We start from the raw sequence: 15582 nt of genomic DNA, 5'->3' as shown, positions 1-15582 counted from the left end.
TCGGACTCCGAGGGGAGCCTGTCCGTGGCGCGCGGTGAGCTCCTGCCCGTGTCCCGACGTGCCGCGCTCCTGGGCGCGGCGAGCACCGTCCCGGGACTCGTACTCGCGGTCGCCTCGGCGCGTGCCGGCGCGTCGACGGTCGACGCCGCGCCTGCGTCCGTGCCCGTGGCATCGGCATCGGCATCCGAGGGCGTCACGCACAGCGACGACGTCGGCGCGGCACGGCTGCAGGACGTCCTCGACGCCGCGCGTCAGGACGCCGTCGTCGACATCACCCGCGCGTGGTCGCTGTCCGCACCGCTCGTCGTGGCACGGCCGATGACGCTCCGGTTCGTCGGCGGCGCGCTGTCGACCGACCGCGACATCGACCTCGTGCTCGTCAGGGCGCCGCGGGTCCGGGTCGTCGACGCACGGCTCGTCGGCTCCGGGGCGACGCACTCGGGACTCGGCCGCGGCGTGCACGCGGTCGGCACCGTCGGGGAACCACTCACCGACGTGCACGTCACCGGTGCCGAGATCCGCGGCTTCTCGCACGACGGCGTCCTGTTCGACCACTGCACCCGGTTCTCCGTGACCGACTGTGTGATCACGGACGTCGGGTACGCGGGCGTCCTGCTGTTCTCCTGCGTCGGCGGCAGCGTGCTGCGGAACCGGGTCGCGCGGGTGCTGCAGCCGTCGCCGTACCCGAACTCCTACGGCATCGAAGCGGTCCGGGCCACCTCCGACGGTCTGGCCGGCGCTCCACGGAGCAGCCGGATCACGATCGCGGACAACCACGTCTCCGACGTGCAGCAGTGGGAGGGCATCGACACGCACGGCGGTGAGGCGATCTCGATCCTGCGCAACCGTGTGGACAACTGCCGGGTGGGCATCGCGGTCGTCCCGTCGAAGGACGAGGCCGATGCCACCGCGACGAAGTACGCGCCGATCGACTGCGCGGTCGTCGACAACCTGGTGACCCGATCCGAGGACGGCCCGGGATCCGGCATCGTCGTGCGCGGAGCCGGAGAGGTCGTCGGGTCCGAAGCCGAACGCGCCACGGGCGTGGTGCTCCGGAACACCGTGACCGGGTACGGGGACGGCGACCGGGACGCCGGCATCCTGGTGTACCTGACGAGGAACCTCACCATCGCGCACAACCGGTGCGACGGCGGAGTCCGGCGGGGTCTGTCGCTGTACCACTCGAACGAACGCCTCGCGGTGATCGGCAACACCGTCGACGGGCTCCGGCAGCAGGGCACGGCGACGTCGGTGGCGATCGACGTCCGCGCCGGGGCGAACGACGCGGTGCTCCTGGACAACCGGTACTCGGCGGACGCCGGCGGTCGCGGCGGCGCGGTCTACGGCGTGATGTGTCGTCAGGCGGGCAACGACCTGGTGCTCGTCGCCAACGACTGGGCGGCGACGACCTCGGCGGTCGTGGCGACGACGGGCGTGGTCGTCCGCTACCGCGAGGACTGACGGTCGCGCCGCGACGGAGACACGGACCGGCGCCGCCCGGACGACGGGGGCACCGCCTGTCCGTCCCACCCCGACCTCGGCGCGATGGCCAGGATCACGGTCCCCACGAGCAGCCCGTGCGAGAGCATCGCGGTGAAGACCGACGTGTTGCTCAGCATGATGCTCGGCATCACCACGGTCATCGCCGCCACCCGCAGCGGCAGCCCGGCGGCGGCGCGGTCCAGGAACCGGAGCCACACGAACAGCGCCGCAGCGGCGACCGGGATGCCGACCCACCCCAGGTTCGCGAACCCGTCCGCGAACAGGTTGGCGTTCGCGTACCCGTTCGACCCCGGGACCAGGAACGCCGCGATGCGCTTCGGTGGCGGGAGGTCGTACGGGTAGTCGACCCACTTCCGGAGGAACGAGTAGCCGTACCCGGCGACCGGGTTGTCGGAGAAGAACTGGACGTACACGGACGTGAGCAGCCCGGGCGTCAGCATGAAACGACGCGTGAACACCGAGGTCCAGGTGATCCCGCCCTGCAGCGCGTCTGCGACCGCGGAGACGATCATGATCGCGATCGGTGCCACGAGGAAGGACAACGACCCGCGTTGCGCGCGGCCACGGAACAGCAGGGCAACGCCGAGCACCGCGACGAACGAGAACAGCACCGCCTTGAACCCGGTGCTGGAGTAGAGCAGGAACTGGCCGGCCGACGCGAGCACGACGAGTGCCGGGCGACGACGGGCGATCCCCCTGGCCAGCAGCAGCGGGTTGACGACGTAGGCCTGGCCGGTCAGCAGGTACCCGAGCGTGCCGCCGGAGCCGACGTCGGCGGTGTACGCGGCCCGGACGTCGTAGATGTCGTCGAGGGCGAGGAACCGGACGTGCACGCCGACCGTGGCCGTCATCACCGCGTAGGTCAGGGCGGAGTACGCCGCGCACACGGCCCAGGTCAGGGCTCCGCGGTCGACGGACCGTGCGCCGAGGCGGATGACGTCGCGCTCAGGTCCATCGGACGTCGGCACGGACCGAGCAGCAGACGCCCCGCACACCGCGAACGACGCCCCGACGACCGCGAAGGACGCCCCGATCGTCGCACTCAGCGCGAGGGCCGTCCCGATCGACAGGTACCCCGTCGACGGGCTCATGAGCATCGCCGGCGCGACGCACACGACGAAGATCGTCCAGAGCACCACGTGCGACGCGCGACGGATCGTCGCCGGCAGGCACATCGCGACGCCGATCGTCAACGCCACGACGACGAACCGCGCGGGCCACGGGGCAACGACGTGTGTGAACCCGCTGTACGAGAACAGCGGCGCGACGAGGTGCGCCGCGATCCAGTCCGTCGTCGTCGCGAGCACGGTGACGGTGACCCCCACCAGCACCAGGCGGCGGAGCAGCCCCCGGAGCAGGGCGCGCTCGGCCCCCGTCACCGGCGCCCGTCGCGGACACCGGGCAGGAGCTCGTCGTACATCGCGACGAGCCGTTCGGCCTCCGGCTCCCACCGGAACCGCTGGGCCGCGGTCCGCGCCGACGCACCGTGCCGCCGGAGGAGCTCCGGGTCGTCCGCGTAGCGCCGGATCGCCCGCGCGATCGCGCCCGGATCGTCGCCCGGCACGAAGGTGACGCACTCCACGCCGTCGAGCAGGTGCCGCCACAGCGGCACGTCGGTCGCGATCACCGCGAGGCCCGCGGCGAGGTACTCGAACAGCTTCGTCGGGAAGATCTGGTCCGTCACCGGCGTCCGCCGGAACGGCACGAGTCCGATCCGCGCCGACAGGAGGAGGTCCCGGGCCGCCGTCGGTCCGACCGCGCCGCCGTGGTGCACCCGTCCTGTTCGTGCCGCGGCGTCGAGTCGTGTGCGGTCGGTGGCGGCGTCGATCGAACCGACCAGCTCGATCCGCCACGTCGGCGGGAACGACGGGTCGTCGGCGACCGACGCGACCACGTCGATCCCACGGTCACGACTCAGGAGCCCGACGTGCGCGACCAGGGTGGGGCGAGCCTCCAGGCCGACCTGTCCGTCGTCCTCGGCACGCGCCGTCGGGAAGTTGTGGATCGCGATCCGGCGGGTCGCCGGGAACCGCCGGCCGGTCCAGGCGGTCGCGGTCACGATGCGGTCCGCGGTCCCGGCGACCCGCAGCAGCAGGAGGGAGAGCATCGCGAACACCCCGCGCTGGCGGTGCGACAGGTAGTCCTTGCCCCAGACCTGGTCCGGGAGGTCCTCGTGCGCGTCGTACACCACCCGCCGCCCGGCGACGCGCAGGACGGGGATGGTCCAGATGAGCTCCGGGTCGTGGAGGTGGACGACGCGGGCCCGCGAACGCAGCGCGAGGACGAGCGCCTGGGTCGTGGAGACGGTCATCCGGCGGATCCGTCGCCGACGCGGGATCCGGACCACGTCCACCCCTGTCGGTGGTGCGCCGAGGTCGGAGTCCACCGCGATCAGGCGCACGCGGAACCCGGCCTCGGCCGCGGAGGCCGCCTCGCGCAGGTGCACCCGGTTGTCGACCCACGGGTGCGCACTCGACACGTGGACGATGTCCGGGATCACGCGCGGCTCCGTCCTGCTGACCACGCGGCGTCCAGCGCTGCTCCGTACCGCCGGGCCAGCGCCCGGTAGTCGTGTTCCCGCAGCACGTGCTCGCGGCCGCGTGCGCCCATCGCGGCACGCTCGTGCTCGGGCATGCGGGCGAGCGCGAGGATGCCGTCCGCGAGCGCGTCGGGTGCGTCGGGCGCGACGTGCACGCCGCACCGCGCTGCTGCCACCGGCGCGAGGACCACCGGACTGGCGACCAGCAGCGGCCGGCCCGTGAGCATGTACTCGTACTGCTTGTTCAGCGAGACGCCGTGGCGGTAGAGCGGCAGGTCGTGGACGGCGACCACGAGGCAGCCTGCGCTGCGTCCGATGTCGCGGGCTTCGTCCTGTGACACGCGTCCGTCCCAGATCACGCGGGCACCGGCCGGGAGGCGCGACACGCGCTGTCGGAGAGCGTCGCGGTCCGGCCCGTCCCCGACCATGCGCAGGGTCAGTTGCGGTCCGTCGGTGGCGTTCCGGCGGTGGGCGGCGGCGAAGCCGTCGATGACGGTCTCGAGGGCGTTCGCGGTGCCCATCGAGCCGATGTAGGCGACGGTGAACGGCGCCTGGTCCTGGTCCTGGTCTTGGTCTTGGTCTTGGTTCGGTCGGCGCGGTTGCGGACCAGGCTGCGTGGGCTCGTCGGGGTCGACCCCGTTCGGCACCCACGTGAACGGCCGGGGCTGCCCGCGATCTGCGTAGTACCGGCCGACACCGTCGAGCGGGGAGACGACGTGCACGGCCCGTGCGATCGTGGTGCGCTCGATCAGGCGGAGGACGCGGACCACCGGATGCCGCTCGGACATCCGGGTGAGCGCGACCGCGGATTCCGGCCAGAGGTCGCGCGGCTCGAACACGAACGGGACGTGGTGCCGTCGCGCGAGCACCGAGGCGGCCCATGCGGCGAGCGGGTGGAAGGAACCGCCGACGACGACGTCGGGGTGGGGGAGCCCGCGGAGCATCCCGGGCACGAGCAGGAGGGCGGTGAAGAGCCCGATGTCCGCGAGCCGTCGCAGCGTCCGTCGGATGCCGTGTCCGCGGTGGTCGACCCCGCGGAGCCAGCAGAACTCGTGGTCGTCGTCTGCCCACCGTTCGCGCAGACGGACGCCGTCGAGGTGCGCCCGACCCGTCGGGTGGTCGGTGCCGGCCGCGATCACGACAGCGTGCCAGCCGGAGCCCGGGAGACCCGCGGCGAGGTGCTGGTGCCGCGTCGCCCGCCCGTCCCGCTCGCGGTGGTGGGCGTAGTGGTTCACGATCCAGACGGTCTTCACGGGGCGCTCCTGGTGCTTCACGGCGTGCTCCTCGTGCCGTTCGCCGATCCGGTGAACCGGTCGGAGGTGACGTGGCCGGGGGTGGTGATGCCCTCGCGTCTGGCGACGACGACCACGGTGCGCGCCAGGATCCGGGCGTCGAGGGCGAGCGTGGCCGTGTCGACGTACTCCACGTCCGAGCGGAGGCGGTCCGGCCAGGGGAGGGCGTTGCGGCCCCGGACCTGTGCCAGGCCGGTGAGACCCGGCCGGACATCGTGCCGTCGTGCTTCTTCGGCGGTGTAGAGGTCGAGGTACCGGCACAGGCTGGGTCTCGGTCCGACGAAGCTCATCTCGCCGCGCAGGATGTTCCAGAGGCTCGGCAGCTCGTCGAGACTCGTCGACCGGAGGCGCTCGCCGAAGGGGGTCAGTCGATCGGCGTCGGAGATCCGTCCGGCTGCCCGGTCGACCTCGCGCATGGTGCGGAACTTGAGGATCGTGAACGGTACGCCGCCGAGGCCCGGCCGCTGTTGCCGGAACAGCACCGGGCGGCCCAGCCGGATCGCGACGAGGGCAGCGAGTGCGGCGAGGACCGGGGCGAGCAGCACGAGGAGGGTGCCGGCGCCGAGTGCGTCGAGGGCGCGCTTCACCGCGCCGGCTCCGTCGTGCGCCGCGCGCCGTACTCCGAGCGGTAGTACGACCGCCGCGAGATGGCATGCCGGGTCTTGGTCAGGACGATCCCGTCGGCGTGCTCGCCGACGCGAGCGAGTGCCTCCACGACCGCGCGCGCGTCGGAGCGGCGCCCCTGGTTGGCCGCGACGACGATGAGGGTCGTCGAGACGAGGGTGCTCATCAGCGCGGCGTCCGTGACCGCCAGGACCGGCGGGGTGTCGACGAGCACGACGTCGAACCGCCTCGCCAGCTCGGCGATCACGCGCTCCATCGCCTCCGAGCCGATGAGCTCGCTCGGGTTCGGTGGGACAGTCCCAGCCGGCAGGACGTGCAGACCATCGTCGCCCCACGGCTGCAGGACGTCCTCGAGTTCCGCCCGGGCGACCAGCACGTCGGTGAGCCCGGCCGCTCCCTCGAGTCCCATCGTCTGCGCCATCGCGGGCCGACGGAGGTCCGCGTCGACGATGACGGTCCGGAGCCCGCCGGTGCTCATCGCGATCCCGAGGTTCGCGACGGTGGTGGTCTTGCCCTCGGCCTGGCGGGCGCTCGTGACGGCGATCGTCGGAGCGCCGCCGGACCGGAGGAACTGGATGTTCGTCCGGAGGCTGCGGAAGGCCTCCGATCTCGCGCTGGAGCCGTCGTCGCGGACGATGAGCGGGCGGCGCTCCACGTCCGGGTCGAAGGCGACGTCACCGACCACGGGGACGTCGACGTCGAGATCCTCGGCGGTCCGGACCCGCGTGTCGACCGCGGCGCGGACGAGCGCGAGGAGGACGCCGGCGGCCAGGCCGGCGCCGATCCCGAGTGCGAGATCGGCGGCGGGCCGTGGCGACGACGGCGTGGTCGGCACCGTCGCGGGCATGACGGGCTCGAGCGTGACGGAGGCCATACCGCTCGCGGCCGCCGGCTCGATGTCCGAGACGACCTCGGCCAGGGACGAGCCCACCGCGGATGCGAGGGTCTTCGCGGCGCGGGCATCGGGATCGTTGGCGGTGATGACGATGATCACGGTCCCGGTGCGGGTCGTTGCGGACACCCGGCTGCCCAGGTCGGCGACGGTGGTGTGGAGCCCGAGCCGCTCCACGACCGGACGGAGCACGCGGGGTGAGGAAACGAGGGCGATGTACGACGTGATCTTCTGCTGCGCCGCCGTCGATCCCTGGGCGATCTCGCCGGCGGACAGGGCGTCCTGACCGGTCACGGAGACGTAGAACGAAGTGCTCGCCCGGTAGACCGGGGTCGTCGCGTTCGTGACCAGCAGTGCGGCGCCTGCTCCCAGCGCAGTGGTCGCCATGACGATCCACCAGCCGGCGAGCACGGCGCGGGCGACGGTGACGACGAACATGTCCCGTTCCTCAGCCGACGGGGATCGTCAGGAGTTGGGACTTGACCGTCACGGTCTGCCCCTCACGCCAGGTCGACGGCCACGGGACGCAGTACCCGCTGGTGGTGGTGACGTCCTTGACGTCGACACCGAACCCGGGGGCGCGAGGGCCGTGATGGAGACGAGCGCGGTGAGGGCCGCGGTGGCGAGCCGCCGCCGGAGGAGAAGGGTCATGAGGTGCTCCGAGCGTGGGACGGGGCCGCCGTCGGTCGGACGGCGGCCCCGGGGTGGGTGGTGGGATCAGCGGGTGTTCGCGGGCAGGGTGAAGAGCTTCGTCGTGTAGGACGAGCCGTCGACCGTGATGCGGAACTTGAAGCTGAAGCCGAGCTGGCCCTTCGACACGTCACGATCGAACGACCACTTGCCGTTGCTGTCGATGTCGCGCTTGCCCGGCAGGAGTGGGCTGCCCGAGGCGTTGAGGACCTCGTACTCGGCGTCCGCGGGGCCGGTCCCGGTGAAGGTGTTCAGCTCACCGGGCAGGACCGTCTTGTTGGTGACCGTCACCGGGGCGAATCCGGCGTTCGCAGCGATGACGAACAGCTCTGACCGATCGGTCTGGTCGCCCTTCGTCTGGACGATCCGGAACTGGAACTGCTTCGCATCCCAGCTGATCGTGCGGTCGAACGTCCACGTGCCATCGCTGGCGACCCTGAGTGGACCATCGACGATCGGGGTGCCCGAGACGTTCACCACCTCGTAGGTGGCGTCCGGTTCGGCCGTGCCGCGGAAGGTGTTCACGACGCCCGGTGTCACGGTGGTCGGTGCGACCAGGGTCACCGGCGCGAGTCCGCCGGTCTCGCCGGGGTTGATCGTCACCTCGGCCACGGTCGTGTTCGCACCCTTGGACTTCTGGACCACACGGAGCACGTGCTCCGCACGGTCGAGGTCCGTGGTGTCGAGCGACCAGTTCTTGTTCGGCAGGACGCCGTCCTTGCTCGTGCCGACCAAGGAGTTCCCGCCGTTCGTGACGTCGCGGACCTCGATCGCGGAACCGGGTTCACCGGCGCCCGTCATCCTGAGCGGACCACCGGCGTGCGAGGACCCGTCAGCGGGCGTCGTGACGGTGACGGCGGCACCGTACTCGACGGACCGCGTACGGTCGTGCGCCGAGTCGCGGACGCCGTCCATGAACTGCGCCGCCGTGACCGCGTACCCGCCGCCCCGGTTGGGCGCAGGGATGGTCGTCGTCCACGCGCCGGTGATCGGGTTCGCCGTCACCGTGCTGCCGATCTGCTTGCCGGACGCGTCGAAGAGCGAGACCTCGGCGCCGGGGTGCGCCTTGCCGGAGGCGATCACCGGGGCATCGCGGTTCCCCGAGAACGTCGCGTCGAAGGTGAGCGCGTCGGCGACCAGGTCGGCGTCGAGCACCACGTCGCCGGTCTTGACGGAGCCCTCGTACTGCTCCACCTGGATCGTGTTCTTCCCGAGGTCGAGTCCGCGGACCGACGTCGACCAGCTGCCGTCCTTCGCGACCGTCACCGGCGACCCGCCGTTCACGAGGATCGTGGCGTCGGGGGTGCCCGAGCCGGAGATGTACGCCGTCCTGGTGAGGACGTCCACGCGGTCGAGGTCGGCGCTGAACGCCCCGACGAAGTCGTCGACCGTGGGGATCCGGTCGGCGACCGTCTGGGACTGCAGGCGCATGACGCTGTCGGTGTTGTACAGACCGAGGAAGCCACCGTTGTACGTCGACTGCAGACCGGTGCCGATCGGGTTGTTCGACCCGGTGTTGGCGGCGAGCGTGAACTGCTGGGCGGGGGCGCCGGCGACGCAGTTCTGGAGCGTCACCGGCGACGAGTTCTCGATCGTCGTCGAGCCAGCCGTCAGGCACAGGCCCGGAGCCGAGACCGGCCGGACGTTGGTCGTGGACCCGGGCGCCGGGATGAACCAGCGTGTGGCCGCTGCCCGCGCTTCCGCCAGGGTCCTGGCACGGTTCGCGGCGACCGCTCCGCCGACGGTGCCGGCGGAGGGGGCGCTGAACGCCGGGCTGTCGGCGAACGACGACGTCTCGGTGACCAGCGGGCCGACCTGTTGCGCATCGGCTGCGCGGGACTCGCCCGCCCAGGCGGCACCGGCGGTGAGACTGCTCGCAACGGTCGCGATCACCACCGCCCCGATGCCGAGAGCGAGCGGTGCGCGCGGGGACGATTGGGACTTCTGCATTGGTGCTCTCTCTTCGTCAAGGATGAATGCGCAGGGAACATATCACATTCACACGCCGAGTCGCGGGGATTTGCATTCAACATTTCTCCTCGCATTATTCAGCGAATATCGCCATGGTGATGAGCGGTATTCTGAGATTCCAGAGAGGGAGACCGAGATGGATGCTCGACATCGCTTGCTCCGCAGGCAGTTGCTCATCGGTGCCGGGGTGGTGGCCGTGGTCGGGGCCGCCTCGCTCGTCGGTGGGTTCGTCCCGCTCGTTGCCGATGGTGAGGAGCCGGGCGTCGATGCGCTCCAACGTCGGCTCGACACCCTGCCAGCCGGTGGCGTGCTCACGATCAGCACCCCGCAAGCCCGGACCAAGAGCCTCGTGGTCCGTCGCGCCGTGACGATCCGTTTCGTGGGGAGCGGTGCGCTGCGGATGGGTGCGGACGCCACGGCGATCCTCGTCACCGCTTCGGGAGCGCGGATCACCGACCCGGTCATCGACGGCGTCGGTGCCTCGACGGGCGGGGACGCACACGCGATCGCGGTGATGGGCACCCGTGCCGCACCGATCAGCGACGTCCGGGTGTCCGGGGGGCGGCTCCGCCAGTTGCCCCACGACGGCGTCCACGTGGAGTACTGCTCGGGGTTCCTGCTCGAGAAGACCTCGATCGCCGCGGTCGGGTACGCGGGCGTCGCACTCCTCGGGGTGCAGGACGCCATCGTGCAGGACACCGCGATCTCCGACGTCCGTCAACCGGCAGGCCGGGTCAACTCGTACGGGATCACGGTGACCCGGGACGCCACCGCAGTGGTGAGCGTCACACGCCGGTCCGCCCGCGTCCGCATCCTCCGCAACCACGTGAGCGGCGTGCCGGCGTGGGAAGGCATCGACACCCACGCCGGGGACGGCGTCGAGATCCGGGACAACGTCGTGACCGGATGTCGCGTCGGGATCGCGGCAGTCCCGAGCAAGTCGGCGACGAACCGGGCGCAGACCGACGTCGCTCCCACCGGCCTCGTGATCGCCGGGAACCGCATCACGCGCACGGCCGCGCTCCCTGCGGGTTCCGGCATCGTGGTCAGTGGAGCCGGCAGCACCGTCGGGTCGACGGCCCCCCGGGCGACCGGGTCGGTCACGGGCAACACCGTCACGGGCGCGGGTGGTACGGATGCTGCCGGGATCCTCGTGAAGCTCACCCGCGGGCTGCTCGTTGCCGACAACACCGTCACGTCGAGCGTCGGGGAAGCGATCCGGATCGAGCACTCGAACGCATCCGTCACGGTTCGTGGCAACCGGATCGCCGAGGTGTCCGGCAAATCCGTCGGCATCGACGTGGCCGCCGGTGCCAACGACGGCTCGATCCTGGCCAACCGCATCGACTCGACGTCACCGCGGGTGCGCATCGGGCTGCGGTTCGGCAGTCCGGACAACCGTTTCGTGGTCCGCAGGAACGCCCTGCGCGCTGCCGTCGTCCCGGAGGCGGACGGTCGAGCCCGGATCACCCGGTGATCGGTTTCACACGCCGAGCCGGACCGATCCGCCGTCAGTGGTGCCGTTGAGCTCCCACCGCATGCCGAACTCGCCCGCGACGGCGTCCTCCGGCGTGTGCACCTGCGGGCTCCACCGCGCCGCGGCTCCCTGGGTCAGTCGGAACGAGGAGGCCGTGTCCAGCCGGAACGAGATCGTGCGTCCGTCGGGGGAGCGCTTTCCGTTCCGGAGCGTCATCGACGACGCGGGCCGCCATCCCTCGCCGGGGTTCCGGTACTCCCCGGTCAGGGTCGACTGTCCCGCTGCGAAGACGGTGCCGTCCGGGGCGACGACGACGAGGTCTGCCCGGAGCTCGGTGAGTTCTCGCCCGGCGACGATGCCGAGGGGCACCGCGGTGTCTGCTCCACGCGCGAGCTCCACCGCGTCGACCGGCAGGACGCGCACGGCCGCGTCCACGATCGGCTCGATCCGGTCGTCGACGATGCGGAAGCGTTGGACGCGATCCGAACGGCCGGGGAGCTCGTCGCCGTCGCGGTACGCGGTGAGTCGGGACCGTGGCTCGGCATGTCGGATCTCGAGGACCTGTCCCTCCTCGTACCGCTGCGCGAACGACGCCGCCACGACGGCGCCGGACTCGTCGCCGCGGATGGTCCACTCCCCGAGGACCTGCGCTTCGTCGGCGTCACGGAGGGTGAAGCCGACGTACTCCTCGCCGGTGAACCCGGTGTGCGCCTGGGAGCCCGTGACCTGCACGAAGCGGAGCGCGCTGGCGAGCGGGTCGAGTGCGAGCCACCCGATCGTCCGGTCGCTGAGGCCTCGGAAGCGGAACGCGTTGCCGGCGCCGACGTCGACGGGCGTGGACACGGTCTCTCGGATCCCGCGGTCGTTGCGGAGCACGACGAGCGCGTGCCCGACGCCCGGCTCGTCCGCCTCGAGCGCATGGCCGACGACCCGCGTCGCGCCGGTCCCGTCGGTGTTGCCGAGGTCGGTGGCCCTCGGCGCGGTCCCGAGCTGCCGCTGCCCGACCGTCGCGCGCTCGGTGACCGGCTCGGCGGTGCCGGTCGGCGCACCGTACGTCGGGAGATCCCGTTCACGGACGGTGTCCGCCGACCGCGTGTTGTGCCAGATCGGCGTCGTGAGGGCAGGAAGCCGGGCCATGGACGCCGCGGTGTCCGCGTCGAGCGGGAATCCCCACTGGCGGAAGAACGGGCGCAGGTCGCGGTCGGCGATCTGCGCCGCGATGCTCGCGAAGTGCTGCTGTTTCGCAGCGTCGTCGCGGAGGACCACCTCGCCGGTCCGGAGTCGGACGCGGAGTTCCTGGTCGAGTGACGGGTAGAACTCCTGCCCGAATGCGCGGCGGAGCTGGTCGAACATGAGCAGCCGGACCCAGACGTCCTCCTCGGCCGCGAAGCTCCGGGTCTCGACGGGCTGTGCGAAGAACCGCGTGATGGCGCTCTGCTGACCGTCGAGACGATTCGCGCCGAACACCGTCGCCTGGACATCGAGCGCGGAGACGTTGTTGACGACCTCGACCATGCCCTTCCAGTTGTAGGCGGGGGGCTGGTACGTGTGTCCGACTTCGTGCCAGAACCCCCAGAGGTCCCCCGCGCGCATCGTGAAGAGCTCGGCGGCGGCGCCCGTGTCGACCTGGAACACGATCCGGTCGTGGCTCGCGCTCGCGTACCCGGCGCCCGAGTCCGGCGAGGCGACGTAGATGCGGTGGGGCGCCTTGCGGGCCGACCCGACGCCCTCGTCGAGCAGTCCGTGGTGGTCGTTCGTGACCTCGATCACCCGGTCCCAGTCGTGGACTCGTGATGCCAGGTCGGACGCCGTCATCGCGGAAGCCGTCCTCGCCTGGAAGTCACCGAAGACCCGTTCCCCGATGATCGTCACCATCGGGGCGTCCGGGAAGCGTTCGAGGTCGCGCAGGAAGTCCTCGTTCGACGTCTGTCCCGCGATGAACACCGGGACGGGTTGGCCGCCAGTGACCTCGACGTCCGCCGAGCCTGACGTGGCGGTACTCGTGAGGAAGACCATGCCGTCACGATCCGCCGTGACCGCGTTCGCGCCCGGTGACAGTCGGGTCGACTCCATCCCACGGTCCGCGCCGTCGTTGAACGCCGCGTACCTGCCGTCGAGGCCGATCACGACGTGCATCGCAGGAGATCCCATCGGCACGTCGACCGTGACCGGCTGGCCGTGCCGGACGAACCGCCCCGTCGGCTGGAGCGCGCTGTGCCGCATTCCGCGGCCTTCCCGGATCCGTTCGGCTTCCGGGTCGCCGAGTCCGTGGACGAGGATCGTGGTCGACCGGCCGTCCTCGCTCCGCGTGATCGAGGTGGGCAGCGGGCCGTCCTCGGCGGACTCCAGCGACGCCGTTGCACTCGCGGACGCGACGGTGACGACGATCGTGGAGACGACCGCCGCCGTCACAGCGGCGACGAGCGCGACGGTGGCACCGCGACGGAGCAAGAAAATCGGCATTCACTCAGTATTTCACATATTGACAATGCCGTCGAGGAGGCCAGGCTCGACGGGCTACGCTGCACCGGTGCCCGCGTTCGACTTCGCCGACTTCTTCCGACGGACGCCCGACGACGACGGGCCCGACCTCATCACCATCGACGGCACCGATCGGTTCCTCCTCGACGAGGCGCCCCACGTGCACGGCGACGCGCTCCGGCACCCCGGTGCGGTCACGGTGGTCGACGACCAGCGCGGCGTGCTGACGCTCGGAGTCCTCGCCGTGCACGGTGCTGACGACGTCCGCGTCGTGCAGGACTCGCTCGTCAGCGAGCGCGCGCTCGAGTCCATCGCCGGCACGTTCGGACGACGGGGGTTCCACCACCCGGAGACCTACGAGGACGCCTTCACGGACGCCCGACTCGTGCTGCTCCGGCTCTCGAAGTCGCACGACCGCCTCGACGAGGTCGCCCGGGCCGTCGCCCGGTTCGCCGCGCCCGACGTCGTGCTGCTCTGCGGCGGCCGGACGAAGTACATGACGCTCTCCCAGAACGACGTGCTCCGCCGGTCCTTCGGGGAGGTCGCCGCGTCCCGGGGTCGTGGCAAGTCCCGGCTGCTCGTCGCGCAGGACCCGCTCCGTGCGGCTGCGAACCGCGCGGCGATCACCGACCCGTGGCCGCGGCGTGTGCACCTCGACGAGCTCGGGATGACCATCGCCGCGCACGGCGGGGTCTTCGCCGGGGCGTCGCTCGACCTCGGGACCCGCGTGCTCCTCGGGGAGATGGACGCCGCGGTCCCCACCGCCCGGGTCGCGGTCGACCTCGGGAGCGGCAACGGCGTGATCGCGACCGAGATCGCCCGGCGCCGCCCGGGTCTCCGGGTCATCGCGACCGACGTCTCCGCGGTCGCCGTCGCGAGCTCCCGCATGACGGCGGACCTGAACGGGGTCGGAGACCGCGTCCGGACCGTGCGGAGTGACGCCGGTGACGAGCTCGACGAGGGGTCCGCGCAGCTGGTGCTGTGCAACCCGCCGTTCCACGCGGACACCACCGTGAGCACCGACGCGGCCGAGGCGATGTTCCGGAACGCGGCCACGATCCTCCAGTCCGGTGGCGAACTGTGGTGCGTCTGGAACTCGCACCTGCGGTACCGGCCGGTGTTGGAGAAGACCGTCGGCCCGACGCGGCAGATCACCCGGACCGACCGCTTCACCGTGACGGCGTCCCGCCGGTCCTGATCGACGTGGACACGGTATGACGAAGGGCGGCCGCGCACTGCGCGGCCGCCCTTCGCATGCCGGGACTACTCCGGGACGTAGTCGAACGTGTCCGGGTCCGGACCCGTCCGGTGCCCCTTGTCGAGCGTCGTGATGTCGGTCATGTCCTCGTCGGAGAGCTCGAAGTCGAAGATCGCGAAGTTCTCCTCGACGCGGGCACGGGTGACCGACTTCGGGAACACGATGTCGCCGCGCTGGATGTGCCAGCGGAGCACGACCTGCGCGGGGGACTTGCCCGTGGCCGCGGCGATGCGGGTGATCGTCGCGTCGTCGAGCACGAGGCCCTGCGCGATCGGGGACCAGGCCTCGGTCGCGATGCCGAGCTCACGGTTCACCGCGCGGAGGTCGTCCTGCGCGAGGTACGGGTGCACCTCGATCTGGTTCACCGCCGGGGTGACGGTGGTCTCCGCGATGAGGCGGCGGAGGTGGTGTGCGTTGAAGTTCGAGACGCCGATCGAGCGCGCGGTGCCGGCGGCGTAGAGCTCCTCGAAGGCCTTCCACGTCGGGACGAAGTCCGAGACGGTCGGGAGCGGCCAGTGGATGAGGAAGAGGTCGGTGTAGCCGCCGAGCAGCTCGGCGGACTTCTTGCCGTTCTCCAGCGCCGCCTCGGGGGCGTGGAAGCCGTTGTTCAGCTTCGAGGTGACGAAGATCTCATCGCGCGGGATGCCGGACGACGCGATCGCCTCGCCCACCTCTTTCTCGTTGCCGTACATCTCGGCGGTGTCGATGTGGCGGTAGCCGACCTCGAGCGCGGTGAGCACCGCGTCCTTCGTGTCGGCGGGGTCGATCTGGAAGACGCCGAAGCCGAGCTGCGGGATGGTCTTGCCGTCGTTGAGGGTGATGTTCGGAACGGTCATGACCCCAGACAACCAGCGC

The 15582-nt window shown here is 71.3% G+C and carries 11 protein-coding genes; 3 read left to right on the top strand and 8 right to left on the bottom strand.

Translation table 11 applies throughout. The annotated features are described in order from the left end of the window. Positions 1-24: 24 nt before the first annotated feature. Positions 25-1461, top strand: a complete 1437-nt coding sequence (locus EDF27_RS00720; protein ID WP_132046784.1) for a right-handed parallel beta-helix repeat-containing protein — start codon at positions 25-27, stop codon at positions 1459-1461. Here EDF27_RS00720 and EDF27_RS00715 read toward each other — a convergent pair. The 6 genes from EDF27_RS00715 to EDF27_RS19485 all read right to left on the bottom strand — a co-directional run bounded on the left by EDF27_RS00715 (position 1446) and on the right by EDF27_RS19485 (position 9490). Further along, a complete protein-coding gene (locus EDF27_RS00715) occupies positions 1446-2882 on the bottom strand; it encodes a hypothetical protein (RefSeq protein ID WP_132046782.1) in 1437 nt (478 codons plus the stop codon). The genes EDF27_RS00720 and EDF27_RS00715 overlap by 16 nt on opposite strands. Next, positions 2879-4003 (bottom strand): glycosyltransferase, encoded by a 1125-nt coding sequence (locus EDF27_RS00710; RefSeq protein WP_132046780.1) that lies wholly within the window; start codon positions 4001-4003, stop codon positions 2879-2881. The genes EDF27_RS00715 and EDF27_RS00710 overlap by 4 nt, the downstream gene beginning before the upstream one ends. Further along, the gene (locus EDF27_RS00705; RefSeq protein ID WP_165931292.1) at positions 4000-5316 is read right to left on the bottom strand and encodes a glycosyltransferase family 4 protein; all 1317 of its coding nucleotides are present in this window, start codon (positions 5314-5316) and stop codon (positions 4000-4002) included. The genes EDF27_RS00710 and EDF27_RS00705 overlap by 4 nt, the downstream gene beginning before the upstream one ends. After that, positions 5313-5921 carry a sugar transferase gene (locus EDF27_RS00700; RefSeq protein WP_123701318.1) on the bottom strand — a complete coding sequence of 203 codons (609 nt, stop codon included), beginning with the start codon at positions 5919-5921 and terminating at the stop codon, positions 5313-5315. Before EDF27_RS00700 ends, EDF27_RS00705 begins: the two co-directional genes overlap by 4 nt. After that, positions 5918-7288, bottom strand: coding sequence for a polysaccharide biosynthesis tyrosine autokinase (locus EDF27_RS00695; RefSeq protein ID WP_123701319.1), 1371 nt, complete (start codon positions 7286-7288; stop codon positions 5918-5920). The genes EDF27_RS00700 and EDF27_RS00695 overlap by 4 nt, the downstream gene beginning before the upstream one ends. A 279-nt stretch (positions 7289-7567) precedes the next feature. After that, a complete protein-coding gene (locus tag EDF27_RS19485; RefSeq protein ID WP_165931291.1) occupies positions 7568-9490 on the bottom strand; it encodes a ricin-type beta-trefoil lectin domain protein in 1923 nt (640 codons plus the stop codon). Positions 9491-9665: 175 nt separating this feature from the next. On the opposite strand from EDF27_RS19485, the gene EDF27_RS19480 reads away from it, so the two are divergent. Then, on the top strand, positions 9666-10988 hold the full coding sequence (locus tag EDF27_RS19480; protein WP_165931290.1) for a right-handed parallel beta-helix repeat-containing protein: 1323 nt from the start codon (positions 9666-9668) through the stop codon (positions 10986-10988). Positions 10989-10994: 6 nt separating this feature from the next. Here EDF27_RS19480 and EDF27_RS00680 read toward each other — a convergent pair whose 3' ends face one another. Next, positions 10995-13451, bottom strand: coding sequence for a M60 family metallopeptidase (locus EDF27_RS00680; RefSeq protein ID WP_132046774.1), 2457 nt, complete (start codon positions 13449-13451; stop codon positions 10995-10997). Between the two features lie 67 nt (positions 13452-13518). Here EDF27_RS00680 and EDF27_RS00675 point away from each other — a divergent pair, with 67 nt between their 5' ends. Further along, positions 13519-14667: a class I SAM-dependent methyltransferase gene (locus EDF27_RS00675; RefSeq protein WP_243698160.1), complete on the top strand. Its 1149-nt coding sequence runs from the start codon at positions 13519-13521 to the stop codon at positions 14665-14667. A 65-nt stretch (positions 14668-14732) separates the two neighbouring features. Here EDF27_RS00675 and EDF27_RS00670 read toward each other — a convergent pair whose 3' ends face one another. Next, positions 14733-15563, bottom strand: a complete 831-nt coding sequence (locus EDF27_RS00670; protein WP_123654553.1) for an aldo/keto reductase — start codon at positions 15561-15563, stop codon at positions 14733-14735. Between the last annotated feature and the right edge of the window lie 19 nt (positions 15564-15582).

It is taken from the genome of Curtobacterium sp. PhB136 (assembly GCF_004346855.1).
Taxonomy (GTDB): Bacteria; Actinomycetota; Actinomycetes; order Actinomycetales; family Microbacteriaceae; genus Curtobacterium.
Note: the sequence above shows the minus strand (reverse complement) of the source record. Positions and strands in the feature narration are given on the sequence as shown.